This window comes from Agromyces protaetiae, from assembly GCF_004135405.1.
GTDB classification, from domain to species: Bacteria; Actinomycetota; Actinomycetes; order Actinomycetales; family Microbacteriaceae; genus Agromyces; species Agromyces protaetiae.
The window spans coordinates 146,811-172,634 of record NZ_CP035491.1 but is presented as its reverse complement, the minus strand read 5'-3'; the positions used below and the strand labels follow the sequence as shown (position 1 = coordinate 172,634).

Genomic DNA, 25,824 nt, shown 5'->3' with positions numbered 1-25,824 from the left:
GCGGGGTGTTCGAGGAGCGGGGGCTCCGAGGCATCCGACGATCGCGCGGCGCGACGATGGCCCGCATGGACCCCTACGACCTCGCCGAGACCCAGGGTCGCGGCATCATGCGAGCGGCCGTGCTCCGAGAGCTCGGGGTGCACCCGCGCGAGCTCGCGAAACGCGTCCAGCGCGGCGACCTCGTGCGCGTGCGCAGCGGTGCGTACGTGCGCCGTGCACTGTGGGACGCGGCTGGCCCCGACGAGCGATATCGACTGCGTATCGGGGGTGCTGTGCTCGCCGCGCGGCATCCCGTCACACTGTCTCATGTGTCGGCCGCGGCCTGGCATGGGCTCCCGATCATCGGACGCAGGCCCGACGCCGTGCACCTCGTCGACACCGACCGCTCGGGAGGGCGGCGCACTCCGCAAGTCGTCGTGCACCGCGCGGGCCCCGAGCCCGAACCCGTGGTGATCGACGGCGTGCGGTGCACGTCGCTCGTGCGGACCCTCGTCGACGTCGCCGCGACCGAACCGTTCGCACGCGCGGTGGCGATGATCGATGCGGCGCTCGCCCGGGGGATCACGGTCGAGTCGCTCCTCGCCGAACTCGACCTCATCGCGCCCGCGCGCGGGCATCGCATGGCGCAGGCGGCCATCGAGTTCGGCGACGGCCGGTCGGGTAGCGCCGGCGAGTCGCTGAGCCGTGCACAGATCCACCTGCTGGGATTCGTGGCTCCCGAACTCCAGGTGCGGTTCGACGGCATTCTCGGCTCGTACGCGCTCGTCGACTTCTACTGGCGGGCGCTCCGGCTCATCGGCGAGTTCGACGGCCGCATCAAGTACTCACGCAGCCTCGACTTGAGCGGCCGGGATACGGCGGCCGTGCTCTTCGACGAGAAGCGCCGCGAAGACGCGCTGCGCCGGCTGGGGGAGCGGGTTGCGCGGTGGGACTGGACGGTCGCGAACACTCCTCGTGAGCTGTTCGCGCTGCTGAGCGAGTTCGGCGTGCCGAGGCGCTGAGGCGGTCGGGCTGGTGCGACTCGATCGGGCGCCGCGAGGGACCATGCATGATCCGAGGGCGCGCGGATGTCCGGGGTCCGGTGGATCAGGGTAGGTCCCGCACTCTGCAAGAGAGACGGATGTCTCGGGGTGGAAGGATAGTTCGCATGGCACACGCACTCCACATCACGGGCGACGCCGCCGCCGACGAACTGTTGTCGGGCGATGCGTTCGCGCTCCTCGTCGGCATGCTCCTCGACCAGCAGGTCGCGATGGAGACGGCGTTCGCCGGGCCTGAGAAGATCCGTGAGCGGCTCGGCTCGATCGACCCGCGCGAGATCGCGGCGACCGACCCCGAGAAGCTCGTCGACGTGTTCAAGCAGACGCCCGCGGTGCACCGTTACCCGGGGTCGATGGCCGGTCGCGTGCAGGCGCTCGCGGTCGCCGTGCGCGACGAGTGGGGCGACGAGGCATCCGCCATCTGGACGCACGGCGACCCGTCGGGCGCCGAGGTGCTCAAGCGACTGAAGGCCTTGCCCGGCTTCGGCGACCAGAAGGCGCGCATCTTCCTCGCGCTCCTCGGCAAGCAGTGCGGGCTCGCCGCTCCGGGCTGGCGCGAGGCGGCCGGCGCGTACGGCGAGGACGGCTCGTTCCGCTCGGTCGCCGACATCGTGAGCCCCGAGTCGCTCGCGAAGGTGCGGGCGACGAAGCAGGCCGCGAAGGCGGCCGCGAAGTCCGCGAAGGGCTGAGCGGCGACGGGCGGATGTCTCCCGCCGACGATGTCGGTGGGGAGTGGCATCGTTGTGGGTGCAACACCAGATGTAGTGGTCGGCGTGTGTGAAAGGCCCAATCGGTCGGAATCGCGACACGCCCGGCATCCATTCACAGGTCGAGATTTTCGCGACGTGATGGGCTGTGGAGAATCTCGGGCGAGAGCCCGAGAATCCGCGGGTCACGGGGGGATCCGGCTGGGGATGGACTGTGGATGACTCGGTGGAAAACTACACGAATGTAACTACATCATCTTGGGGTCGTACCCGGCGGCGAACACAAGATGTAGTATTGAAGAGCTTCACCACACACCAGCATTTTCGGGGGAAAACGACTCCTCCAGGAGTCAGAAACGACGAGGGGAACTCATGACGGTCACGGTCTACACCAAGCCTTCCTGCGTGCAGTGCAACGCCACCTACCGCGCCCTCGACAGCAAGGGCATCGAGTACGAAGTGCTCGACCTCTCTGTCGACGAGGCAGCCCTCGCGCAGGTGAAGGAACTGGGGTACCTCCAGGCTCCCGTCGTCATCACCGACGAAGACCACTGGTCGGGCTTCCGCCCCGACAAGATCGACGAGCTGGCCTCGCGTCTCGCGTAACCCGCGACGGTCGGCAGAGACCGTGAGCGCATCATGACGAACCTGGTCTACTTCTCGAGCGTCTCGGGGAACACCCATCGGTTCATCGAGAAGCTGGGTCGCCCGGCGCTCCGGATTCCGCTGTTTCCCCGTGAGGAGCCGCTCCGGGCCGACGAGCCGTACGTGCTCGTCGTGCCGACCTACGGCGGTGGCGACGGCAATGGCGCCGTCCCGAAGCAGGTCATCCGGTTCCTCAACGATCCGCACAACCGATCGCTCCTCCGCGGCGTCATCGCCGCCGGCAACACGAACTTCGGCACCGGCTACGGCCTCGCAGGCGACATCATCGCCGCGAAGACCGGGGTGCCCACCCTCTATCGCTTCGAAGTATTCGGAACACCCGACGACGTCCGCGCCGTCGACGAAGGATTGGACGCATTTTGGCAAGCAACGCAGCAGTTGACGGCGTGACGCTCATCGAGGCTCCCCGTCAGACGATGGACTACCACTCGCTCAACGCGATGCTGAACCTGTACGACGAGCACGGGCGCATCCAGTTCGACAAAGACCGCGAGGCGGCGCGCGAGTACTTCCTCCAGCACGTCAACCAGAACACGGTCTTCTTCCACTCGCTCAAGGAGCGTCTCGACTACCTCGTCGAGAAGGAGTACTACGAGCCCGAGGTGCTCGCGCAGTACTCGTTCGAGTTCATCCAGAAGCTCAACGACCTCGCGTACTCGAAGAAGTTCCGGTTCGAGACCTTCCTCGGCGCGTTCAAGTACTACACGAGCTACACGCTCAAGACGTTCGACGGCAAGCGCTACCTCGAGCGCTTCGAAGACCGTGTCGTCATGACCGCGCTCGGGCTCGCGCAGGGCGACGAGCAGCTCGCGATCGACCTCGTCGAGGAGATCATCGGGGGTCGGTTCCAGCCGGCGACGCCGACGTTCCTCAACACGGGCAAGGCCCAGCGCGGCGAGCTCGTCTCGTGCTTCCTGCTCCGCATCGAAGACAACATGGAGTCGATCTCGCGCGGCATCAACTCGTCGCTGCAGCTCTCCAAGCGCGGCGGCGGCGTCGCGCTCCTGCTGTCGAACATCCGCGAGTCGGGTGCGCCCATCAAGCAGATCGAGAACCAGTCGTCGGGCATCATCCCCGTCATGAAGCTCCTCGAAGACAGCTTCAGCTACGCCAACCAGCTCGGTGCGCGTCAGGGCGCCGGGGCCGTGTACCTGTCGGCGCATCACCCCGACATCATGCGGTTCCTCGACACCAAGCGCGAGAACGCCGACGAGAAGATCCGCATCAAGACGCTCTCCCTCGGCGTCGTCGTGCCCGACATCACGTTCGAGCTCGCGAAGAACAACGAGGACATGTACCTCTTCTCGCCGTACGACGTCGAGCGCGTCTACGGCAAGCCGTTCGGCGACGTGCCCATCACCGAGCACTACCGCGAGATGGTGAACGACGCACGGATCAAGAAGACGAAGATCAACGCGCGCGAGTTCTTCCAGACCCTCGCCGAGATCCAGTTCGAGTCGGGCTACCCGTACATCGTGTTCGAAGACACGGTCAACGAAGCGAACCCGATCAAGGGCCGCATCAACATGTCGAACCTGTGCAGCGAGATCCTGCAGGTGAACACGCCGACGACGTACAACGAAGACCTGTCCTATGCCGCGATCGGCAAGGACATCAGCTGCAACCTCGGTTCGCTCAACATCGCGCTCACGATGGATGCCCCTGACTTCGGCAAGACCGTCGAGACGGCGATCCGCGGCCTCACGTCGGTGTCGAACCAGTCGCACATCACGTCGGTCCGCTCGATCGAAGACGGCAACGACAAGTCGCACGCGATCGGCCTCGGCCAGATGAACCTGCACGGCTACCTCGCCCGCGAGCGCATCTTCTACGGCAGCGAAGAGGGTGTCGACTTCACGAACATCTACTTCTACACGGTGCTCTTCCACGCGCTCCGCGCGTCGAACCGCATCGCGATCGAGCGCGGCGAGGTCTTCGACGGGTTCGCCGACTCGAAGTACGCGAGCGGCGAGTTCTTCGACAAGTACACCGACCGCGAATGGCTGCCGGCGACGGCCCGAGTGGCCGAGCTGTTCGAGACATCCGGTGTGCACATCCCGACGCAAGACGACTGGCGCGCCCTCAAGGCATCGGTGCAGGAGCACGGCATCTACAACCAGAACCTGCAGGCGGTGCCGCCGACCGGCTCGATCTCGTACATCAACAACTCGACGGCCTCGATCCACCCGATCGCGTCGAAGATCGAGATCCGCAAGGAAGGCAAGCTCGGCCGCGTGTACTACCCGGCGGCGTTCATGACGAACGACAACCTCGAGTACTACCAGGACGCGTACGAGATCGGCTATGAGAAGGTCATCGACACCTACGCGGCGGCGACGCAGCACGTCGACCAGGGCCTCTCGCTCACGCTCTTCTTCAAAGACACCGCGACGACGCGCGACATCAACAAGGCGCAGATCTACGCGTGGAAGAAGGGGATCAAGACGATCTACTACATCCGCCTACGGCAGATGGCGCTCGAAGGCACGGAGCTGGATCTCTGCGTCTCTTGCACGTTGTAGTGGCGTTCTGACCAACTCTGACTATGACTGACGGTCCTGCTTCGAGCTACATCCCCTTCATTGGGGCAATCTACGGGTTCTCCACGTATGAGAGTGCGGAGATCCGGTATGTCGGCATGACCACGACCTCGGTTGCTGTTCGAGAGAGGCAGCACTTCAAGCTCGCAAAGTCGGGTGCGCGAAAGTCTCCGTTCTACGACTGGCTTCGTAGACGTGGCCGCGAACACGCGTACGCGATTCCGCTTGCAGTGGTCATGACTGACTTGGATGAGCTTGCGCAGGCCGAAATCGACTGGATCAGTCGCCTTCGTGCCGATGGGCACCGATTGCTGAATCTCTCTGCCGGAGGCAAGGGGCCGAACGGGCATGTTTGGACAGAGGAACAGCGCAAAGCTGCCGGTGATCGGGCGCGCGGTCGACCCACGGGCGTCCACCTCACGGGGTCAGATTCGCCGCGATGGGGGCACACTCATTCGGACGAGCAGAAGGCCAAGTGGTCTGAGATGCGGAAGGGCCGAAATACCGGTGCCGACAACCCGAACTTCGGTAAGTTCGGTGCCGAGCATCCGGCTTTCGGCAGGGACGTCTCCGCTCAGACACGTGCGCTGCTCTCAGAGCAGAAGATGGGTACGAAGAATCCCAACTTCGGGCGCGTGATGAGCGCAGACGAGCGCGCTCGTCGCTCAGACGCTCTTCGGGGCCGTTCGATGCCGTCTAGCGCTCGGAGTGCCCACACTAGGTACCACACCAACAAGGGCGTCTACAAAGAGACGTGCCGGCACTGTATTGAAGACCGGGCCAACGAAAGAGAAAACGAGTCATGACCCTCACCGACCCCGTGAACTCGGCGAAGAACGACCCCGCCCACGCGGGCAAGCTCAAGCTCGTCGACCACGTCAACGCGATCAACTGGAACCGCATCCAGGACGACAAAGACCTCGAGGTCTGGAACCGTCTCGTGAACAACTTCTGGCTGCCCGAGAAGGTGCCGCTGTCGAACGACATCCAGTCGTGGAACACGCTCACGCCCGAAGAGCAGACCCTCACGATGCGCGTGTTCACGGGGCTCACGCTCCTCGACACGATCCAGGGCACGGTCGGTGCGGTGTCGCTCATCCCCGACTCGCTCACGCCGCACGAAGAGGCCGTGTACACGAACATCGCGTTCATGGAGTCGGTGCACGCGAAGAGCTACTCGTCGATCTTCTCGACGCTGTGCTCGACGAAGGAGATCGACGACGCGTTCCGCTGGTCGGTCGAGAACCCGAACCTGCAGCGCAAGGCCGAGATCGTCATGGAGTACTACCGCGGCGACTCGCCCCTGAAGCGCAAGGTCGCGTCGACCCTCCTCGAGTCGTTCCTGTTCTACTCGGGCTTCTACCTGCCCATGTACTGGTCTTCGCGAGCGAAGCTCACCAACACGGCCGACCTCATCCGCCTCATCATCCGCGACGAGGCCGTGCACGGGTACTACATCGGGTACAAGTTCCAGCGCGGGCTCGAACTCGTGAGCCAGGAGGAGCGCGACGAGATCAAGGACTACACGTTCTCGCTGCTCTACGAGCTCTACGACAACGAGGTGCAGTACACGCAAGACCTCTACGACGGCGTCGGCCTCACCGAAGACGTCAAGAAGTTCCTGCACTACAACGCGAACAAGGCGCTCATGAACCTCGGCTACGAGCCGATGTTCCCGAAGACGGTCACCGACGTGAACCCCGCGATCCTCTCGGCGCTCTCGCCGAACGCCGACGAGAACCACGACTTCTTCTCGGGGTCGGGCTCGTCGTACGTCATCGGCAAGGCGGTCAACACCGAGGACGAGGACTGGGACTTCTAGGGGTTCATCCCTCGCGACGAAGGGGCGGATGCTTCGGCATCCGCCCCTTCGTCGTGCATTGGGCGTACTCGTTCAACTGTGGCGTACTCGTTCAACTGTGCTCTCGAGCATCCGAATCCGACGAGCGCCGTGATATCACGGCTATCGTGGGCGGCAACGCGACGTCGGCGGGGTCGATCCGCGTTGCGTTCGATGCAGTGTGATCGCCGCTGGTTGTCGGGGTCATGTGAGTGGCCGGACCGCAGCAGGCGAGTCCGCAGTGGCGAGTGCCGCGCGGAGCCGTTCCTTGGCCACCGAGTAGCGTGAGCGGGCGGTCGATGATGACAACGACAGGATGCCTGCAGCCTCGACAACGCTGAATCCGTCCCAGTGGACGAGCTCGACCAGCTCACGAAGGTCGGGTTGAAGACTGACGACGGCAGCCCTGACCGCGAGCGATTCGTCGGGGTCTGCGGCGACGTCACTCACGGCGAGTTCGTTTCGGAGGCGTGCCGTCGCCGCGAGTCGGCGGTTCGTCGCTCGACGGCTGTTGAGCAGGGTATTGCGGGCGATCGCGAACAGCCACATGCGTGCCTCGGCGTCAACGGTCGGCATCGAACCCGACTTCGTCCACGCCGTGATGAGCGAATCGCTCAAGATGTCTGCGGCATCGGCGCGCGGGGTGATCCGTCGCTCCAGGTAAGCGAGCACGTCGGAGGCGTTGGCGCGAACGAGGGCTTCCAATCGGATGTCGCGGTCGGCGCGCTTCACTGCTCGACCTCGCCGCACTCGCCGCCGGCTTCGATCGAGAAGTGCGTTTCATCGAGACCACGCGCCCGGACTTCTTCGGTGACCAGCTCGAATGCGGCTGCCTGCAGCATGCCTGCCTGCGGATCCCACCCAGCCGGTTCCATGGGGGCGTCAGGGTGCGCGGCATTCCACTCGTCGATCGCCTTGGACTTCTCCGTGCGCGCGGCGTCGGAGTAGCGTTCGTCGTTGCGGATGTGCTCGGGGATCTCGAGCTTCGCGAAGTCGATGCCGCGGAAGATCTCTTGCGCCGCCAGGAATGACGGGTCGTCGAGTTCGACACCCTCCGGGCGGATGATCATGCCCGCGGCGCAGTCGACGCCGTCGCTGTTCACATGCTGGATCACATGGTCGGGTTCGAACCCCAGCCATGCGAGCAGAGGCTCGGCCGCGAACGCCGCGCTCGTGCCGCCCAGCAGCATGAGAGAAAGCGACATCCCGGCAACGACTGCTCGATTCCGACGCCGTCGGGTCGATCGGCTTTCGGCGATGAGATCGTCGAGTGCGTGAAGGAGGGCGGGCGTTCTCGGCGCTGCCGCCGGGGCGGAGGATTTCAGCCGGCGGTCGAACTCGTCCTCGTCCATATCGCCCCTTCCGTCAAAGATGCTCTCACCCTGTACATGTCCGTTCGGTTCCGAAACGTCCAAGCCGCGAAGGAAGCGCCAAACGTACCGCGGCGTCCGCCCCTTCGTCGTTCGCGGAGCGCTTCTCATCCTGTGGAGTGACGGTTCGGCGGGCGATCGGGCCGTAGTCTCGCGGTGGAGCTGTCGTCGACGTCAGGTCCGCCATGATCTGCTCGACGTTGGAGGAGCGATGAGGAGAGACGCCGCGTCGGAAGAGAGCCGTCGCCCGACGGCCGTCAGTCGTCAACTCGTCGCGCTCGTGCTCACGTACGGCGTCGGCGCGGTGCTGTTGTTCCTGCCGCTCGGGCTCACGATCGAGGGAATCGGGATCGCGAACACCTACGCCGGCAACCCCGACCCGACTTCACGGGGACACGTCGACGAAGCGATCCTCCAAGCCGCACTCGCAGGGTCGCTCGGAGTACTCGTGCTCATCGGGTGCGCGATCGTCGCCGGCGGCATCGCGCTGCGGGCGCGCCGGAACGTGCTGGTCGCAACGCTCGGGGGTGTCATCCTGATGGTGCTCGTCACGCTCCCGTTCAGTTGGTTGCTCGTCCGGCCGGTCGGTGGAGTCTGGTTGGCGTGACGCTTCGCGGGCGCTTGGCACCGCATGTAAAGCCAACTTGACAGTAAAGCGTGCTTTACATATCTTGGTTCTCGAGCCGATTCCCGCGGCCGAGCAGAGGAGAACCATGTCCGACCCGATCGAGCCCCCGACCACCGTTCGTGCGGCGACGGCGTCGCGCGTCCTGCTCGTGATCGCTGCCGCGCTCGTGGGTGCCGCCGTCTTCGGCGTGACCGCCTGGTTGATCGGCGTCCGCGACCACGACGCGTCGACCGTCGGCCTAGCGGTCGCGGTGTTCGCCGTGGTGTGGCCGGCTCTGATGGGCGGCGCCCTCGGGGCCGCGCTGTCGTGGATCTTCCTGATCGGGCGTCATTCGCCGAAGACGCGGCTGACGAACTCGAGGGACTCGATCGAGCGCAGCCAGTCCGAGCGCGCGCGGTCGGGTGCGTTCACCGATGTCATCCTCGTTGCGGCCGGTGCATTGATCCTGGTGAGCCTGCTTCGTGTGGAGGCGTCGGCACCGCTCGCGCTTTCCCTCGTGCTGGCGGTCGGACTGCTCGACTTCTCGGTGCGGTACTGGGTGCTGCAGGGCCGCGAGTCCTGATGCGCAACGATCTGCGCGAGCGCCGCGCTGCGGCGGGGCTGTCTCAGGAGCGGTTGGCCGAACTTCTCGGTGTTTCACGTCAGACCGTCATCTCGATCGAGCGAGGCCGGTTCGACCCGAGCCTCGATCTCGCGTTCCGGATCGCGGCGACGTTCGGGGTGCCGATCGAGCACGTGTTCTTCCCCGACCCGCCTGCGGCACCGCAGTAGCGTGAACCCGTGCCCACCCGTCGCAGGTTCCCCGCCAAGCGCTCGGCGGCGACGAACGCCCGCTATGCGAAGCGGCGGAAGAACCGGCTCGCCCGCGTCGACAACGACCTGGCGGCCGCCGAGTGGGCGAGTGCCATTCGGCCTGCTGGGTAGGCTGCACCCATGACGAACACCGAAGTTCGGGTCGCGGCGAAGGCATCCGCATGGTTCGCCTCCGTCGTCGCCCTCGCGATCGCAGCGGTCGCGCTCATCGGGATCTGGAACCTCGCGCTGCCGGTGACGGCGCCGGGCGTGGTGTGCGCCGCGATCTTCCCGCCGACGGCGGGGTGCGCGGGCGATGCGCGCATCCTGCCCGCGATCGTGTGGAGCGCGCTCGTCCTGATCGCGGCGGGTGCGGCGTTCTTGCTCGGGCGGCGCGGATGGTTGGGCGCCCTCGCGGGCATCGTCATCACGGCGGTCGTCGGAGGGGCCGGGTACTACGCAGTGTGGGCGCTGCGGCCCTTCATCCTGGGATAGGCGCCGGCTCAGCGCGACTCGGCGAACCACGCGAGCGCCTCGGCATACCTCGCGGGATCGCGCCGCGTCTCGCCCGTCACGAGGAGCGTGTGCGGTCCGAGCATGCGCGTGAACGTGCCGACGCACGGGATCGCGACCACCTTCTCGAGTCCGGCGCGCCACGCGCGGATGAGCGCGTCGAGCGAGCGCCGCTCGGGCTGGTCCTCGGCGTTGAGCGGCCGGCGGAGCATGTGCTCCTGGAATCGAGCGTGCGTCCACTCGAGATAGGCGGGATCGGCGAAGGCCGGTTCGCCGAAGTCCTCGCGGGCTCGCGGACCGATGAGTCGCCCGAGCAGTTCTCGCCGTTCGGGAGATCCGTCGTCGGTTCGCCCGAGCGCCTCGAAGACGCACGGGTCATGCGGCCGCGCGGCGTGCGCGAGGGTCGCCTGCCAGAGCCCCGGCCAGGCCTGCTGCCAAGAGACGGGGTCGGCCGAGGCATCCGCCCTCACCGTTTCGCTCACACGCGCGGGGCCGTGCGCGAGCCGCGGTGGCAGGTCGTCGCCGACGGGCTCGAGCTCCCACGCCTCGCGCACCCACAGCAGGTCGAGGACCGCCTGCGAGTCGTCGTCGACGGTGATGACCATGTCGTGCGGCCACGGGTTGCCGGGCATCGGTTCGGCTGAGCGCATGTGCCCAGGGTTCAGCGAGAACGCGCCTCGCGCAAGAGGCGCACGAGGATGCGCGTCAGATCGCCGCGGTGACCTGGAACTCGACGAAGAACTCGGGCGTCGCGAGCTTCGCCTCGACGGTCGCGCGGGCGGGCGGGTTCTCGCCGTCGACCCACTCGTCCCACACGGAGTTCATGTCGCCGAACGTCGCGATGTCGGCGAGGTAGATCGTCGCCGTCAGAAGCTTCGACTTGTCGGTGCCCGCGGCTTCGAGCAGCGCGTCGACCTGCGCGAGCGCGGCGCGGCTCTGCTCGACGACGTCGGCGCCTGCCGCGACCTGGCCGGCGAGGTAGGCGATGCCGCCGTGGACGACGGCCTGGCTCATGCGGGCGCCGGGCTGGATGCGGGTGATGCTCACGAGGACTCCTCTTGCGTGGTGGGGGCGCCGTCCAGGCTATCGGCCTCGAACCGCCCGTTACTCGACGAGCTTGCCGACCGTCGACACCTCGCGCATGAGGGCGGCGATCTCGTCGGGGACGGGCGCGATGGGCTCGTGCTCGACGCCGCGCTCGGGCGACCACACGAGGTTGACCTGCAGCGAGGCATCCGTCGCGGGGTAGTCGCTCCGGTTGTGGCATCCGCGCGTCTCGCGGCGCGCGAGCGCCGCTTCGAGGGTCGCGCGCGCGGCGAGTGCCGCCGACTTCAAGTCGAAGGCGTGCGCGAGATCCTGGTAGCCGGCGATGTCGGGGTGCACACCGATGTCGGCGATGCGCGCCTCGATCTCGTCGAGCTCGGCGATGCCGGCGATGAGACCCTGCTCGTCGCGCACGACGCCCGCGCGTTCGGTCATCGTGTTGCGGATGGCTCGCTGGAGCGCGCGCACGTTCTCGGATCCATCGGACGCGAGAAGCGCGTCGATCTCGTCGCGCGCGGTCTGCACGGCCGCCGCGGACCGCTTCTGGGCGTCGAGGGAGGCCGAGTACGCAGCGGCCGCCCGCCCCGTGATGCGTCCGTAGACGAGCAGCTCGATGAGCGAGTTGCCTCCCAGCCGGTTCGCGCCGTGCAGGCCGGAGGATGCCTCGCCGATCGCGTACAGGCCCGGGACATCCGTCGAGTGGTCCTCGGGGCGCACCCACACGCCGCCCATCGAGTAGTGCGCGGTCGGCGCGATCTCGATCGGCTGCTTCGTGATGTCGAGCATCTGCAGTTCGAGCATCGTCTGGTACACCCGCGGGAGGCGCTGCATGATCGTCTCGCGGGGCAGGTGCGAGACGTCGAGCCACACGCCGCCGTTCGGGGTCCCGCGGCCCTCCTTGATCTCGGTGTAGCAGGCGAGCGCGACGCGGTCGCGCGTCGAAAGCTCCATGCGCTCGGGGTCGTACTTCGCCATGAAGCGCTCGCCGAGCGCGTTGGTGAGGATGCCCCCCTCGCCGCGGGCCGCCTCGCTGATGAGCGTGCCGGCCGCGTTCTCGGGCTCGATGATGCCCGACGGGTGGAACTGCACGAGCTCGGGGTCGCGCACGCGTCCGCCCGCCTCGACCGCGAGGCGCCACGAGTCGCCCGTGTTCTCGTCGCGCCGCGACGACGTGCGCCGCCAGATTCGGTTGTGGCCGCCTGCGGCGAGGATGACGGCGTCGGCGTGGATGAGGGAGCGCGTGCCGGTCTCGACATCGAAGCCGTAGGCGCCGAACACGGCGCCGTCGTCGTTGACGAGGATGCGCGTGACGTAGACGGTGTCGAGCACGGGGATGCCGAGGAGTGCGGCACGGTTGACGAGGGTTCGCTGGATCTCGAGGCCCGTGTAGTCGCCCGCGAACGCGGTGCGCCGGTAGGTGTGCGCGCCGAAGAAGCGTTGCGAGATGCGGCCGTCGGCCTCGCGGGCGAACGGCATGCCGTAGCGTTCGAGGTCGTCGATGCCCTGTGCGGCGCCCGATGTGACGATCTCGACCGTGCGCGGGTCGGCGAGCAGGTAGCTCTCCTCGATGGTGTCGGCGGCGTGTTGCTGCCAGGTGTCCTCGGCGTCCATCGTCGCGAGCGCCGCGTTGATGCCGCCCGCGGCGAGGGCGGTGTGGGCGTCGGACTTGGGGCGCTTGCCGAGGGCGAGCACGTCGACGCCTGCCTCGGCGAGTTCGATCGCGGCCCGGAGGCCGGAGCCGCCCGTGCCGATGACGAGGACGGTCGTGGAGATCTGGCGTTCGGTCATGCGGATGACGCTAAGCGCCGCCGTTCGATTCCTCCAATGCATCTTTCATGCATATTCCATGCGAATAGGCTATGGATATGAATCTCGACCAGCTGCGGGGCTTTGTCGACATCGCCCGCCTCGGCACCTTCACCGAGGCTGCCGACGAGCTGCACCTCGCGCAGCCCTCGCTCAGTCGCCAGATCGCGACGCTCGAACGCGAACTCGGTGCGCCGCTCTTCCACCGCGGCCGCGGTGGCGCGACGCTCACCGTCGCGGGTGAAGCCCTGCTGCCGCTCGCGCGCCGCATGCTCGCCGACGCCGACTCCGTGCGGCGCGAGCTCGCCCGGCTCGCCGGCCTCGAACACGGCCGCGTGCGCCTCGGTGCCACACCGACGCTCTGCATCAGCCTCGTCGCCGAGGTGCTGAGCGCGTTCCACGGCGCCCACCCCGGGGTCGAGCTCCATCTCTCCGAGCAGGGCTCCAACGCGCTGCTCGACCAGCTCGCCGCGGGCGAGCTCGACCTCGCGCTCATCACGACCTCCCACCCCGAGACATCCGACCGATTCGCGGTCACACCGCTCCTCGTCGAAGACGTCGTCGTCATCTCGTCGGCGTCGAACCCGCCGATCACGGCGGGCGAGACGATCGCGCTCGCAGAGGTCGCCGGCCTTCCGCAGATCGTCTTCAGCCCCAGCTACGACCTCAGGAGCGCGACGGACGCCGCGTTCGAGGCCGCCGGGCTCACGCCTCGTGTCGTGCTCGAGGGCGCCGAGATGGACGCCGTGCTGCGGTTCGTCGAACGCGGACTCGGGGTCGCGGTCGTGCCCGCGCTCGTGCTCGTCGACCGCCCGGGACTGCGAGCCGTGCGCCTTGAGGAGAGCTCGCTCCGGCGGACCATCAGCCTCGCGCGGCCATCGGATGTCTCGTCGTCGCCCGCGATCGAGGTCATGCGCCGAACGATCGCCGCCACGGCGGTCGCGTTCGCCCATCGCGCCGGCGCCACGATGAGGCCGGCGGCCGGGTGAGATGGTCGAGCCGGGCGCTGCTCGCTCAGAGGCCGGCTTCGCGCGGCGGGTTGAACATGAACTCGAAGCGGATGCCGTTGTCGTCCTCGACGAACGACGCGTAGTAGCGGTCGCTGAACCGGTGGTAGACCTTCGGGTCGCGGACGGCCGTCCACCCGGCGTCGAGCGCGATGGCGTGCAGCCGGTCGACCGTTTCGCGCGAGTCGACGGGGAACGCGAGGTGCTGCCATCCGACGCGTCCGTGCCGGTGCGGGCCGGTGCCGGGTTCGCGGGCGGGGAAGAGGATGAGCTCCTCCTCGCCGAGCGACCACGCGACCGAGTCGTCGCCGTCGGCGCGTTCGCAGCCGAGGGCCCGCATGACGGGGTCGAACTGGGCGATCGAACGGGGGAGGTCTTCGACGCTGAGGCCGAGGTGATCGAAGAGCGGCATCCGGCCATCGTAGGGCGAGCCGCCGACACGATCGCTCGCAGCGCAATCACAGCCGGCCGGCCGCCCACGTGCCCTAGGGTCGCAACATGGGGGCGATGGGGGCTTCGGGGCGACGCGGCGCGCTGCGATTCCTCCGAGACATCCTGATCATCGCGCTCGTCGCGGTCGCGGTGTCGTTCCTCGTCAAGACCTTCTTCTTGCGCTCGTTCTTCATCCCGTCGCAGTCGATGTCGCACACGCTCGAGGTCGACGACCGCATCCTCGTGAACGTGCTCGTGCCCGAGACGGTCGCGCTCGAGCGCGGCGACGTGGTCGTCTTCAGAGATCCGGGCGGATGGCTCCCGCCGCCGCCGCGCGTCGAGAAGGCGCCTGCGGAGGCCGTCATCGACGTGTTCCTCGGGCTCATCGGCGTCATTCCGACCGACTCGGGGGAGCATCTCGTCAAGCGGGTGATCGGGCTTCCGGGCGACCATGTCGTGTGCTGCGACGCATCCGGCCGATTGAGCGTCAACGGCATGCCCGTCGACGAGCCGTACGTCGTGCACGAACCCGACGATCCGCGGGCATCGGGCACCGACTTCGACGTCACCGTGCCCGACGACGCGCTGTGGGTCATGGGCGACAATCGGTACCACTCGCTCGACTCGCGCTACCAGGACGACACACCCTCGAAGGGATACGTGCCGGTCGAGGACGTCGTCGGGCGGGCGTTCGTCGTCAGCTGGCCGACGTCGCACTGGGCGTGGCTCGACAACTATCCCGAGTCGTTCGAGGACGTGCCCGCCGACGAACGCTGAGCGTGCGCACGAATCGCCGCTATTGCGCGGCATTCGACGGAGGGGCGACACTGGTCGTACAGGTGGTTTCAGAGCTTGGGGGAGCGATGATCATCTCTGCCGACGACGTCTCCGAGTACCTCGCACCCCAAACCGAGGGGGTCCGACTCGTCGTCGAGATCGATCGGATGTCCGATTCGAAACGCGAAGCACGCGCCACCGTCGACGGGGTGACACTGGCGGCCGCCGTCGAGATCGACACCCGCCTAGGAAGCATCGAGGACGCGCCGCAGACCGCGAACGCGTACACGAGCGGCGATACCGGTTCGGAGCGGCTCGGCTCGACGCTTTTCGGCGCGCTCTTCGCCGGGCCGTTGAGCAGTGCGTGGGCGCAAGCGGTGAGTCTCGCGCGAGGAGGACGCGGGTTGCGCCTCGTCATCAGCAGCCCCGACCCCAACATCCAGGCGCTGCCGTGGGAACTCATGCGGGACTCTCCGTCGTCTCCGCGGCCGTTCGCGCTCGCGGACGGGTGGGCGATAGAGCGCGAGACGCCCCGCAAGTACGGCGACGCGACGATCGCGCCCGCCGGAGTCGCGCCCGCAGACCTGCGAGCGCTCGCTCTGACCACCGACGTCGGAGTCGATCAGCAACAGGATCCGCTCATCCTGCGGGAGCGGTTCTCGCCCACGCACATCGACGTCGTCGCCGACATCGACAAGCGGCAACTCCTCGGCCGGCTCAGCCGGCCGGATGCGTCGATCGTCCACATCCTCGCGAGCGGCCTCACGGTGCGTCGTGGGACGCAGCATCTCGTGGTCCGCGGCAACACGGCACCCGAGGAGATCACCGCCGCCGAGCTTCGCGACGCCATCGAGGAGTCGCCGGTCCGCGCGCGCCTCCTCGTGCTCGCGGGATGCGACACCGATCTCGTCGCGGCGGGGATCGCAACGGTCATGCCGAACGTCATCGGCATGCGGGGCAAGATCACCGACAGCGGGTGCGCGGACTTCCTCCGCGGCCTCTACCAGGCGCTGGCCGCGGGAGCGACCATCGACCAAGCGGTCGCGTCGGGGCGCGCCCAGCAGGTGGGCTTCTCGCGCTCGCTCGCCGACGAGTGGGCGTTGCCCGTCGCCTTCATCGGCGACCCCTCGCCGCTCGTGGTGCCGTCGCCGAGCGCATCCGCACCGGCGACCGACGCGGTCGAGCGCGGAGTGCTCGCGCTCACCGAGCCCGAGAGCAGCGCCGATCAGATCATCCTCGACATGAAGGTCTCGAACCTTCAAGCGCTCAAAGAACAGTGGAGTTCAGTCGAAGATGAGGCGCTCCCGAGCTTCATCCGTGACCAGATCGCGGTCCTCGACGACGAGGTCGACCGCCTCGGAAACGGAACGAGACGATGAGTGCGTCGGTCGGGACCCGGACGCCGTCCGCCGTGCGGAGGCGGGTCTCGGTCGAGCGTATCGCCCGGGCCACGGATCGCCTGAACAAGGATCACCTGCTCGTCGCGAACCTCCGCGCAGTCATCGAGGACTTGGGGCGGACCCGCCTGGTCTCGGTCGGGGCCGAACAGGGTCTCGTCGACAGCCTGACGGCGATCCTCGCTCGCGCTGACCTGCTCGTCGAGCAGATCGCGAGCCCGTCTGCGGATCGCGCTCAGCTCGTCGACGCGTTGGAGCTCGAGCTGGCGGCGCCGCGGTGGGAAGCGGCCAGGCAGTCCCTCGTCGACCTCGAGGCGAAACGTGCAGCCGCGAACGACTACATCACCCAGCTCGACCAGGAGCGAGCGACCCGTCGACTCCCGCTCAACCGGTTCCGGGCCGCGGTCGCGCGCGCCACGGAGTTCGGGCTTCAGATCGACGAGGCGGAGATCCGCATCGCGACCGAAGGCGTCAGGATGATGCTCGCGAGCGACGCTGACGTGCTCTCCGGACGATGGGACACCGTCGCCGTCGCGCTCGGCCGCCTCACGACTCTGCTCCAAGGGGTCGGGCTCGACAACCCCAAGTCGTTCGAGGACCGGACGAAGGCGATCGAGGGGCGGGCTGACGAGGCCGCCATGATCGACGAGCGGCAGGACCGACGGGTCGAGTTGATCCTCATTTCGGAAGCGCAGGTCGAGAAGGATGTCTCGTACGCGGTTCTCGTGCGTCGCCCGCGCTACGCGCGCGTCCAGGAGACGAACCTCCACCAGCACGTGAAGATCTACGCGAGCGATCAGGCGCTGTTCCGTCAGACGATCGACGACATCGCCGCCGGTGCCGTGCGGAACATCAGGTCCGCGGCCGACCCGCCGACGCGTCGGGCGGAGCCCGTGCTCGGACCCGCCGCGGCAGTGGACGGACCGGAAGACATCGCCGGCATCCCGTTGGAGGACATCGCGAAGCTGCCGCCCGACCGACGCCTCGAACTGGTCGGCAGGCGCATGTACGCGCTGCTCATCCCCGATGCGATGCAGCGGCTCATCGCGGAGACCGACGGGTTCCCGCTCACCATCACGTCGAACAACCCCGAGCTCCCCTGGGAACTCCTCCACGACGGGGAGGAGTACCTCTGCCTCGATCGGATGTTCTCGAGGCTTCCGGCGGGCCAGACCTTCCCCCGCCGGAGCAGAGACACCCAGCGCGAGTCGACGACATCGCTGCGAGTCCTGCTCATCGACTCCGCTCCCGACGATGAGCTGCCGCAGGCGCGGGAGGAGATCGCCGAGATCGAACAACTGTTCGCCGTCTTGCGCGCATCGATCGCCCAGATCACGGTCGTCCGTGGCGAGGAGATCACGGCGGAGCGGCTCACCAACGAGTTCGGCATGCCGGGCGGCTACGACATCATCCACTACGCCGGCCACGCCGGGTACGACCGCAACAACCTCGATCCGAGCTATCTGCTGTTGCCGGGCGGCGACAAGTTCTACGCCGAACGGGTGCGACGCCTCCTCGAGGGCAACCCGATCGTGTTCCTCAACGCGTGCGAGTCGAGTCGGGCGCCCTCGCAAGGCGACGTGGGGACGAGCGGCACCGTCGCATTGGCCCAGGGGCTTGCGTCGGCCTTCGTGTACGGCGGCGCCCGGGCATGCGTCGGGTCGCTCTGGCCGGTGTTCGACGACACCGCGCGGATGTTCGCGAGCGAGTTCTACCGGAGCCTGATCGGAGAGGGGCGGAGGGTCGGCGAGGCGTTGCGAAGCGCCCGGCTGAAGTCGAAAGAGGCCCAATCCGATCGCATCACCTGGGCGTCGTACGCCCTCTACGGCGACCCCGCGTTCAAGTTGAAGGGCGGCATCGGTCCGTCGATCACGACCACGACCTGACATCCGCACGACCGAATCGGAGGTATCACGATGGGCAAACGGGTGTTCGCGCTGTTGGTGGGAATCGACGAGTACCCGGATCCGGTGCCGCGCCTTGCGGGGTGCAAGAACGACGTCGACGCGATCGAATCGCTGCTCAGCGCTCGGGTCGCGTCTGCAGGCGACACCTTCCACCCATTGCGTCTCGTCGATGAGCAGGCGACCCGGGACGAGGTGATCGACGCGTTCCGCAGCCATCTCGGGCAGGCGGGCGAAGGGGATGTCGCGCTCTTCTACTACAGCGGCCATGGATCGCAGGAGTCGGCTCCCCAGGAATTCTGGTCGATCGAGCCCGACCACCTCGACGAGACGCTCGTGCTGTTCGACAGTCGGTCGCCCGGCAAGTGGGATCTCGCCGACAAGGAACTCGCGGTGCTGCTGAGCGAGACGGAGGCGAGCTCGCCGCACGTGCTCGTCGTGCTCGATTGCTGCCATTCGGGCAGCGGCACACGCGGGCCCCTCGAGGACGGTACGGCGATTCGTCGGGCGCCCCTGGATCGCAGGGCGCGGCCCATCGAGGCGTTCCTGCCCGGCGCGGCGCGGGTCGCCGAAGGCGGAGCAGCGGTCTCGAAGCCGGCGGTACTGGGCGACAGCGGGTGGGCGATCCGCTCGCCGCGCCACGTCCTGCTCTCGGGGTGCCGGTCGAACGAGACGTCGAAGGAGGTCACCCACGAAGGGAAGGCGCGCGGCGCGATGTCAGTCGCGCTTCACCAGGCGCTCAGCACCTCCGGCGGAGGGTCGAGCTATCGAGACATCCACCGACGCGTGAGCGCCGGCGTGCGCGCCTCGGTACGCGAGCAGAACCCCCAGCTCGAGACGTCGGCGGCCGAAGACCTTGACCGTACTTTCCTCGACGGTGCGATCGCGCCCCTGCCCGGTCACTTCGTGGTGACGCGGGCCGGTGCGAAACTCGTCATCGACGGAGGGCAGGTGCACGGCATCGTCGCTCCCGTCGGGGGCGAGTTCACCGTCGTCGGCGTGCTCGCAGTGAGTGGAGAACGCGTCGCGACGGCACGGGTGACGGAGGTCCGGGTCGGGGACTCAACGATCGAACTCGATGCGGGGACAGCGCTCGAGGACGTGGACGGTCTGCATGCGATCGTGATCGCGAGTCCGGTGTCGCCGATCCGCGTCGCGATCGACGGGGATGTCGCGCGGGTCGCCGCGCTTCGGGACGCGCTCCGTGCCCGAGACACGGACGGTCCGCTGCTCGTCGCTGAGACGACGGATTTCTCGGCGGCCGAGCTTCGAGTCGACGCGCTCCCAGACCGGTACCGCGTGCGGCGGTCCGTAGGCGAGCGGGACCTGTGCCCATCGGCCCTGGGGCCGGAGGAGACGATCGGGATGCTCGAGCACCTCGCCCGGTGGTCGCGGGTCGCGGCGTTGCGGAACGGGGCCACGCGACTACCGGATGACGTCGTCGCCGTGACCGTGTCAGGCGAGTCGAAGCCGCTCCCAGACGGCTCCGGCCGGCTGCAGACCGAGGTCGACGGGCGGTACCGCTTCGAGTACGTCGCGGGTGACGACGGCCGTCCCCGCCCGGCCGAGTACACGGTGACCGTGGCCAATACCGCCGAGCGGTCGCTGTTCATCGGGCTGCTCGACCTGACGGACACCTTCGGCGTCTATTGCGATGACCCGATCGGCTACTTCGAACTCCAGGGCGGTGAGGAGAAGGCGATCGAGCTCAAGGCGACTGTGCCGCAGCGGCTCTTCGAACGAGGCAGGACCGAGGTGACCGACCTCCTCAAGCTCGTCGTCAGCACTTCGGAGTTCGATCCGCGCACGGTCGTGCAGGACGACCTCGACCCGACCGCACTCCCCGAGCGCGAAGTCGCGACGCGCGGCGGCGGCGAGTCCCCGAAGTCCACGCTCGACCGCCTCATGCGGAGGGTCGGCACGCGACGCGCAGAGCCTGCGGGCGGGTCCGAGATCGCGGATTGGTTCACGATCGACGTCGAGGTGACCGCGGTGCGTCCCCGAGACGGCGTTGAAGTCGACCCCGTGCGCACCGTTGAGATCGCGGACGGCGTCCGCGTGCGACCGCACCCCGGATTGCAGGCGACGTTGCGGCTCACCCACGCGTCGGACGCCACGCGTGACCTGGGGGCGGCCCCCGTGCCGGCGGCGCTGCAGATCGACGGAATCGAACCCTTCGGCCTGGTCGCGACGCGCGGCGGCGAAGCCGAGCTCGATTCCGTCGTCGTCGAGTTCGGCGGAGGGGCATCCGGGCTCGACGCGGTCACGCCTGCATCACCCCTCGTGCTCGAACTCGACCGCAGCCTCGGCGACGACGAGCGGGTGCTTCCGTTCGCGTGGGACGGCGAGTTCTACATCCCGCTGGGGTTCGGGCGGGCGACCGCAGCTGGATCCGAGATCGTTATCCAGCGGCTCCCCGAGCCGGTCTCGACCACTCGCAGCCTCTTCGGATCCATCCGGATCCTGTTCCGCCGACTCATCCGGGAGACTCTGGGCATCGGCGACGACTACCCCCTGCTCCAGGTCGCGACGGTCGCCGATGACGGCGAGGTCGAGTATGAGCGGGATCCCGATGAGGTCCGACGGCGCGTGGCCGCCGCCCGGTCGGTGCTGCTCTACGTGCACGGCATCATCGGGGACACCAAGGAGATGGCGAGGAGTTCGCGGTTCGCCGCGGGAGAGACTCCGGTCGGCGCGGGGTTCGACGTCATCCTGACGTTCGACTACGAGAGCATCGGAACCGGGATCGCCGACACCGGCAAGGCGCTCGCGAAGCGACTCGTGGCGGCAGGACTCGGCACGGGACACGGGAAGCGGCTCGACATCGTTGCGCACTCGATGGGCGGTCTCGTCTCGCGGTACGCAATCGAAGTCGAGCGAAGCGTCGACGTGTCGACCCTCGTCACGTTCGGCACCCCGAACGCCGGCTCGCCGTGGCCGACGGTTCAAGACTGGGCGACGACGGGGCTCGGCCTGGCGGCGAATGCGTTCGCCTTCACGGCGTGGCCGGTGGCGGTTGTCGGATGGCTCGTGGGCGCTCTGGAGCGGGTCGACGCCGGACTCGACGACCTCGCGCCGGATTCCGATTTCTATCGGGAGCTGAAGAAGCACGGCCAGGACCCCGGAGTGCAGTACCACGTCATCGTCGGAGACCGCTCGCTGGTCGAAACGGCCGACCCGGGTACGGTGAAGCGGCTGGTCGCGAAGCTCATGAGGGTCGCGACCGACCTTCCGTTCTTCGGCCAGCCGAACGACATCGCGGTGTCGGTCGTGAGCGCGAAGAGCTTCCCGGCGTGGGCGATCCGCCCGCCTGTCTCCGACATCCTCCCGAGCGATCACCTGAGCTACTTCCGGACACCTGCGACGCTGCGCAAACTCGCGCAGGCGATCGGCGACGTACCGCCCGATGCGTGATCGGCAGGTCGTTCGGGCTGTTCCGCCCGCGCGGGAGCCGTGCCAGCATGAGCACATGGCAGACGAACCCCGACCTCGCGGCGTGCTCGCACTCGGCACCCTCCCCGTCGCGGCCGCCGTGCTCGTCGGCCTCAACGGGTTCTACCTGCTCCTCGTCGCGTTCGGGAACATCACCGATTTCGGCACGAACCAGCAGTTCGTGCAGCACGTGCTCTCGATGGACACGACGAACTTCGGGCAGCCCGAGGGCACCCACCTCGACCCGCGCATCATGTGGCGCGCGATCACCGACCCCGGCATCCAGAACGCCGCCTACGTCGTGCTCATCGTCTGGGAGACGCTCACGACGATCGTGCTCGTGACGGCGTTCGTGTTCTGGATCGTCGAACGCGGGAAGGGCTACCGGCGGGCGCGGGCGCTGTCGACGATCGGGCTCCTCATGCTCATCCTGCTGTTCATGGGCGGGTTCATCGACGTCGGCGGCGAGTGGTTCGACATGTGGATGTCGACCGCGTGGAACGGGCTCGCGCCGGCGTTCCAGAACAGCGTGCTCGCGCTCTTCGCGCTCGTGCTCGTGCACATCCCGAACCCGGCGTGGGCCGCGCGCGAGAGCTGAGACGCCGACGGGCGCCCGAATCCGAGGACCGGGCGCCCGCCGCGTACGCCGTGCGTGCGGAGCTACACGGCCGGAACCGGAGTGTCGTCCGGTGCCGTCTCAGGCGAAGCCGCCGCCGCCGCGACGCCCGCCTCGCCCGCGCGCGCCGCGCGCTTGGCGGCCCTGCGCTCGCGCCGACCCTCGATGAGCCGGTAGAGCACCGGCACGAGGATGAGCGTGAGGAGCGTCGACGACACGAGGCCGCCGATGACGACGATCGCGAGGTCCTGCGAGATGAACCCGCTCGATCCCGTGACGCCGAGCGCCATGGGCGTGAGCGCGAAGATCGTCGCGAGCGCCGTCATGAGGATGGGCCGGAGCCGCTGACGCGCGCCGTTGAAGACGGCGTCGGCGACCGATTGGCCCTGTTCGCGGTACTGGTTCACGAGGTCGATGAGCACGATCGCGTTCGTCACGACGATGCCGATCAGCATGAGCATGCCGATGAGCGCCGAGATGCCGAGCGGCGTGCCCGTCGCGAGCAGCAGCCCGATCGCGCCGGTCGCCGCGAACGGGATCGACACGAGCAGGATGAGCGGCTGCACGAGCGACCGGAACGTCGCCACGAGGAGCATGAACACGAGCGCGATCGCGACGAGCATCGCGAGTCCGAGCTGGCCGAAGGACTCCGCCTGCGTCGCAGCGAGCCCGCCGATCTCGGCGGTCGCACCCTCGGGCAGGTCGAGGTCTGCGAGCGACTCGGTGACCGAGGCGGTCACGGCGCCGAGCTCGCCCTCGTCGGGCGTGATCGAGATCGTCGCGGTGAGGTCGCCGCCGTCGCGCGTGATCGAGGTCGGCACGGTGACCTCCTCGACGGATGCGACCGACGTGAGCGGGGCGAAGCCCGCCGCGGTCGGGAGCAGCACGTCGCGGAGCTCCTCGACGGTCGCAGGCGGGGTCGTCGTGTTCACGAAGATCGAGAGCTCTTCCCCGTCGAGCGTGATCTTGCCGACCGACTGCGGCGAGAGCGCGTTCGCGGCGATGCCGAGCACCTGCATCTCGGTGAGCCCCTGGCGGAGCGCCTCGGCACGGTCGACCGTCACCTGCACGATGGGCTGCGCAGGCGCGAGGTTCGAGGCGACCGCGGCGGCCTTCGGGGTGTCGGCGAGGGCGTCGTATACCGCGCTCGCGGCGGTCGCGAGCTCGTCTTCGCCGCGCGCGCTGACCTGGACGTCGACCGTGCCGCCGAAGCCGCCCGCGGCGGAGGCATCCGCCAGCGCGATCTCGCCCGCGCCGTCGATCGCGTCGAGCGCGTCGCGCACGTCCTGCTTGAGGGCGACCTGGTCGGCGCCCTTGTCGGTGTTGACGATGAACGTCGCCGACGTCGACCCGCCGCCGAGCATCGCCATCGCGCCGCCGCCGCTTCCCGCGGTCAGCATGACGTCCTCGACGCCGTCGACCGCGAGGAGCGCGTCCTCGACCTCGGATGCCCCGGACGAGATCGTGTCGAGGTCGGTGCCGGCCGGGAACTCCTGCGTCACGGTGAGCGAGTTCTGCCCCGTCGAGCCGAGGAAGTCGACCTTGAGGAACGACGCCGATCCGAGGGTCACGACGAGCAGGAGCACCGACGCGACGAGCGTGATGACCGGATGCTTCTGCGTGCCGCGCAGCACGGGCGTGTACACGCGCTGGAGCCAGGACTTGCGCTCCTTCGCTTCTGCCTCGGCACGGACGGCGGCGACCTTGGCGTCGGCGTCGGCCGAGACATCCGCCGCTGTGTCACCGGCACCGCCGGGCTGCTTCAGGAACCAGTACGACAGCACGGGCACGATCGTGAGCGACACGAGGAGCGAGGAGAGCATCGCGATCGTGACGGTCAGCGCGAACGGCGCGAAGAGCTCGCCGACGAGTCCGCCGACGACGGCGATCGGGAGGAACACGGCGACGGTCGTGAGGGTCGACGACGTGATGGCGCCGGCCACTTCGCGCACGCCCGCGAGGATCGCGTGCTGCTTCCGCTCGCCGTACGAGAGGTGCCGCTTGATGTTCTCGATGACGACGATCGAGTCGTCGACGACGCGGCCGATCGCGATCGTGAGCGCGCCGAGCGTCAGCATGTTGAGCGAGTGGCCGCCGAGGTTCAGCCCGATGAAGGTCACGAGCACCGAGAGCGGGATCGAGATGGCCGTCACGAGGGTCGGCCGCACCGAGCGCAGGAAGATGAGGATCACGACGACCGCGAAGACGAGGCCGAGCAGGCCCTCGATCGCGAGGTGCTGGATCGACTCCTCGATGAACGGCGCCTGGTCGAACATGACCGTGAGGTCGACGTCGGAGAGCTCGTCGCGGAGGTCGTCGAGCGCCGTGTTCACTGCGTGCGAGACGGCGACGATGTCGGCGTCCTGCGTCGCGGTCACCATGACCGAGAGCGCTTCGTCGCCGTTCGTGCGCGTGATCGAGGTGGGCGTCTCTGCGACGACGTCGACGGATGCCACGTCGCCGAGCTCTGCGACGGTGCCGGGTTGCGTCGTCGACGCGAGGGGCAGTGCACGCAGGTCGTCGAGGGAGACGATGGCGCTGCCGCCCTGCACGGGCCGGAGGCTCCCGTCTTCGGCGATGGACCCCATCGGCAGGGTCATGCCGTTGGCCTTCAGGGCGTCGGAGATCGCCGTGGGGGAGATGCCGAGGGCGCCGAGCTCTTGGAGGTCGGGCGTGATGACGACGCGCTCGGTCTGCGCGCCCGAGACGGTCGCGGCGCGGACGCCCTCGATGCCCTCGAGCTTCGGCACGACGACATCGCGGAGGTCGGCCGTGAGTTCGGCCGGAGTGCGGTCTGCCGAGGACGCCGTGAGGAACATGATCGGCAGCGCCGAGCTCGATCCCGCGAGGACCTGCGGCGAGGCATCCGACGGCAGGACGCCCTCGAGACCGTCGATGGCGTCCTGCACCGACGCCTGGAACTCCTTCGCGTCGGTGCCGTACGCGTAGGCGACCGAGATGGTCGAGACGCTCGACGACGATGTCGCGACGACCGACTCGACCTCGGGGATCGCCTCGAGCGCCTTCGAGAGCGGCAGGCCGATCTGCTCGTCGATCACTTCGGGGCTCGCGCCCGGCACGACGGTGACGATCTGGGACTGCGGGAACTCGATCGACGGGATGAGCTCTTGCTTCAGCTGGGTCATCGAGAAGAGCCCGAAGCCCGTGATCACGAGGGTCACGAGGGCGACGAGCGCGCGGTTCGCGAGACTGAATCTCGCCAAGCGGAACATGGGTGGGTGGCCTCCGGCAGACAGGATGCTTCGCTTCGCGCGAAGCTTAGGTCGAGGCTAACCAAGTCTCGCTGTGTCCC

The 25,824-nt window shown here is 68.0% G+C and carries 24 protein-coding genes; 17 read left to right on the top strand and 7 right to left on the bottom strand.

Annotated elements, in window-relative coordinates; all coding sequences use genetic code 11:
* The first annotated feature begins 5 nt into the window (after positions 1-5).
* The 6 genes from ET445_RS00835 to nrdF all read left to right on the top strand — a co-directional run bounded on the left by ET445_RS00835 (position 6) and on the right by nrdF (position 6,775).
* Positions 6-1,001 (top strand): type IV toxin-antitoxin system AbiEi family antitoxin domain-containing protein, encoded by a 996-nt coding sequence (locus ET445_RS00835; RefSeq protein ID WP_129187960.1) that lies wholly within the window; start codon positions 6-8, stop codon positions 999-1,001.
* Between the two features lie 146 nt (positions 1,002-1,147).
* Positions 1,148-1,729: an HhH-GPD-type base excision DNA repair protein gene (locus ET445_RS00830; protein WP_129187958.1), complete on the top strand. Its 582-nt coding sequence runs from the start codon at positions 1,148-1,150 to the stop codon at positions 1,727-1,729.
* A gap of 390 nt (positions 1,730-2,119) precedes the next feature.
* Positions 2,120-2,353, top strand: coding sequence for a glutaredoxin-like protein NrdH (gene nrdH, locus ET445_RS00825; protein ID WP_129187956.1), 234 nt, complete (start codon positions 2,120-2,122; stop codon positions 2,351-2,353).
* Between the two features lie 33 nt (positions 2,354-2,386).
* Entirely contained in the window at positions 2,387-2,803 is a 417-nt protein-coding gene (nrdI, locus tag ET445_RS00820; protein ID WP_129187954.1) for a class Ib ribonucleoside-diphosphate reductase assembly flavoprotein NrdI, read from the top strand.
* A 26-nt stretch (positions 2,804-2,829) separates the two neighbouring features.
* Positions 2,830-4,935: a class 1b ribonucleoside-diphosphate reductase subunit alpha gene (nrdE, locus tag ET445_RS00815; protein WP_129192343.1), complete on the top strand. Its 2,106-nt coding sequence runs from the start codon at positions 2,830-2,832 to the stop codon at positions 4,933-4,935.
* Between the two features lie 820 nt (positions 4,936-5,755).
* The gene (gene nrdF / locus ET445_RS00805; protein ID WP_129187951.1) at positions 5,756-6,775 is read left to right on the top strand and encodes a class 1b ribonucleoside-diphosphate reductase subunit beta; all 1,020 of its coding nucleotides are present in this window, start codon (positions 5,756-5,758) and stop codon (positions 6,773-6,775) included.
* 222 nt (positions 6,776-6,997) lie between these two features.
* Here nrdF and ET445_RS00800 read toward each other — a convergent pair whose 3' ends face one another.
* Complete coding sequence (locus ET445_RS00800) at positions 6,998-7,525, bottom strand: RNA polymerase sigma factor (RefSeq protein ID WP_208008487.1); 528 nt, start codon at positions 7,523-7,525, stop codon at positions 6,998-7,000.
* The gene (locus ET445_RS00795; protein ID WP_129187949.1) at positions 7,522-8,145 is read right to left on the bottom strand and encodes a hypothetical protein; all 624 of its coding nucleotides are present in this window, start codon (positions 8,143-8,145) and stop codon (positions 7,522-7,524) included. The genes ET445_RS00800 and ET445_RS00795 overlap by 4 nt, the downstream gene beginning before the upstream one ends.
* 229 nt (positions 8,146-8,374) lie before the next feature.
* Here ET445_RS00795 and ET445_RS00790 point away from each other — a divergent pair, with 229 nt between their 5' ends.
* From ET445_RS00790 to ET445_RS00775, 5 genes are read left to right on the top strand one after another with little or no spacing between them, the layout of a single operon-like run.
* Positions 8,375-8,770 carry a hypothetical protein gene (locus tag ET445_RS00790; protein WP_129187947.1) on the top strand — a complete coding sequence of 132 codons (396 nt, stop codon included), beginning with the start codon at positions 8,375-8,377 and terminating at the stop codon, positions 8,768-8,770.
* A 37-nt stretch (positions 8,771-8,807) separates the two neighbouring features.
* The gene (locus ET445_RS00785; RefSeq protein WP_129187945.1) at positions 8,808-9,353 is read left to right on the top strand and encodes a hypothetical protein; all 546 of its coding nucleotides are present in this window, start codon (positions 8,808-8,810) and stop codon (positions 9,351-9,353) included.
* Entirely contained in the window at positions 9,353-9,562 is a 210-nt protein-coding gene (locus tag ET445_RS00780; protein ID WP_129187943.1) for a helix-turn-helix transcriptional regulator, read from the top strand. Before ET445_RS00785 ends, ET445_RS00780 begins: the two co-directional genes overlap by 1 nt.
* A gap of 9 nt (positions 9,563-9,571) precedes the next feature.
* The gene (locus ET445_RS17065) at positions 9,572-9,715 is read left to right on the top strand and encodes a hypothetical protein (RefSeq protein ID WP_165314251.1); all 144 of its coding nucleotides are present in this window, start codon (positions 9,572-9,574) and stop codon (positions 9,713-9,715) included.
* 9 nt (positions 9,716-9,724) lie between these two features.
* Complete coding sequence (locus tag ET445_RS00775; RefSeq protein ID WP_129187941.1) at positions 9,725-10,078, top strand: hypothetical protein; 354 nt, start codon at positions 9,725-9,727, stop codon at positions 10,076-10,078.
* 8 nt (positions 10,079-10,086) lie between these two features.
* On the opposite strand, the gene ET445_RS00770 is transcribed toward ET445_RS00775, so the two are convergent.
* Genes ET445_RS00770 through ET445_RS00760 form a run of 3 tightly spaced genes read right to left on the bottom strand, consistent with a single transcriptional unit; the run spans position 10,087 to position 12,928 of the window.
* Positions 10,087-10,746 carry a hypothetical protein gene (locus ET445_RS00770; protein WP_243695270.1) on the bottom strand — a complete coding sequence of 220 codons (660 nt, stop codon included), beginning with the start codon at positions 10,744-10,746 and terminating at the stop codon, positions 10,087-10,089.
* Positions 10,747-10,801: 55 nt separating this feature from the next.
* Positions 10,802-11,143: a RidA family protein gene (locus ET445_RS00765; RefSeq protein WP_129187939.1), complete on the bottom strand. Its 342-nt coding sequence runs from the start codon at positions 11,141-11,143 to the stop codon at positions 10,802-10,804.
* Between the two features lie 57 nt (positions 11,144-11,200).
* Positions 11,201-12,928 carry an L-aspartate oxidase gene (locus ET445_RS00760; RefSeq protein WP_165314250.1) on the bottom strand — a complete coding sequence of 576 codons (1,728 nt, stop codon included), beginning with the start codon at positions 12,926-12,928 and terminating at the stop codon, positions 11,201-11,203.
* Positions 12,929-13,005: 77 nt separating this feature from the next.
* On the opposite strand from ET445_RS00760, the gene ET445_RS00755 reads away from it, so the two are divergent.
* Positions 13,006-13,935: a LysR family transcriptional regulator gene (locus ET445_RS00755; RefSeq protein WP_129187937.1), complete on the top strand. Its 930-nt coding sequence runs from the start codon at positions 13,006-13,008 to the stop codon at positions 13,933-13,935.
* A gap of 25 nt (positions 13,936-13,960) precedes the next feature.
* On the opposite strand, the gene ET445_RS00750 is transcribed toward ET445_RS00755, so the two are convergent.
* Complete coding sequence (locus ET445_RS00750) at positions 13,961-14,365, bottom strand: VOC family protein (RefSeq protein WP_129187935.1); 405 nt, start codon at positions 14,363-14,365, stop codon at positions 13,961-13,963.
* Positions 14,366-14,451: 86 nt separating this feature from the next.
* Here ET445_RS00750 and lepB point away from each other — a divergent pair, with 86 nt between their 5' ends.
* The 5 genes from lepB (at position 14,452) to ET445_RS00725 (ending at position 22,493) form a co-directional block, all read left to right on the top strand.
* The gene (lepB, locus tag ET445_RS00745; RefSeq protein ID WP_129187933.1) at positions 14,452-15,162 is read left to right on the top strand and encodes a signal peptidase I; all 711 of its coding nucleotides are present in this window, start codon (positions 14,452-14,454) and stop codon (positions 15,160-15,162) included.
* A gap of 86 nt (positions 15,163-15,248) precedes the next feature.
* The gene (locus ET445_RS00740; RefSeq protein ID WP_129187931.1) at positions 15,249-16,541 is read left to right on the top strand and encodes a CHAT domain-containing protein; all 1,293 of its coding nucleotides are present in this window, start codon (positions 15,249-15,251) and stop codon (positions 16,539-16,541) included.
* Positions 16,538-18,445: a CHAT domain-containing protein gene (locus ET445_RS00735; RefSeq protein ID WP_129187929.1), complete on the top strand. Its 1,908-nt coding sequence runs from the start codon at positions 16,538-16,540 to the stop codon at positions 18,443-18,445. Before ET445_RS00740 ends, ET445_RS00735 begins: the two co-directional genes overlap by 4 nt.
* A gap of 30 nt (positions 18,446-18,475) precedes the next feature.
* On the top strand, positions 18,476-21,877 hold the full coding sequence (locus tag ET445_RS00730; protein ID WP_129187927.1) for a caspase family protein: 3,402 nt from the start codon (positions 18,476-18,478) through the stop codon (positions 21,875-21,877).
* Positions 21,878-21,932: 55 nt separating this feature from the next.
* Positions 21,933-22,493, top strand: coding sequence for a DUF2165 domain-containing protein (locus ET445_RS00725; RefSeq protein WP_129187925.1), 561 nt, complete (start codon positions 21,933-21,935; stop codon positions 22,491-22,493).
* Between the two features lie 62 nt (positions 22,494-22,555).
* On the opposite strand, the gene ET445_RS00720 is transcribed toward ET445_RS00725, so the two are convergent.
* Positions 22,556-25,744 carry an efflux RND transporter permease subunit gene (locus tag ET445_RS00720; RefSeq protein WP_129187923.1) on the bottom strand — a complete coding sequence of 1,063 codons (3,189 nt, stop codon included), beginning with the start codon at positions 25,742-25,744 and terminating at the stop codon, positions 22,556-22,558.
* Between the last annotated feature and the right edge of the window lie 80 nt (positions 25,745-25,824).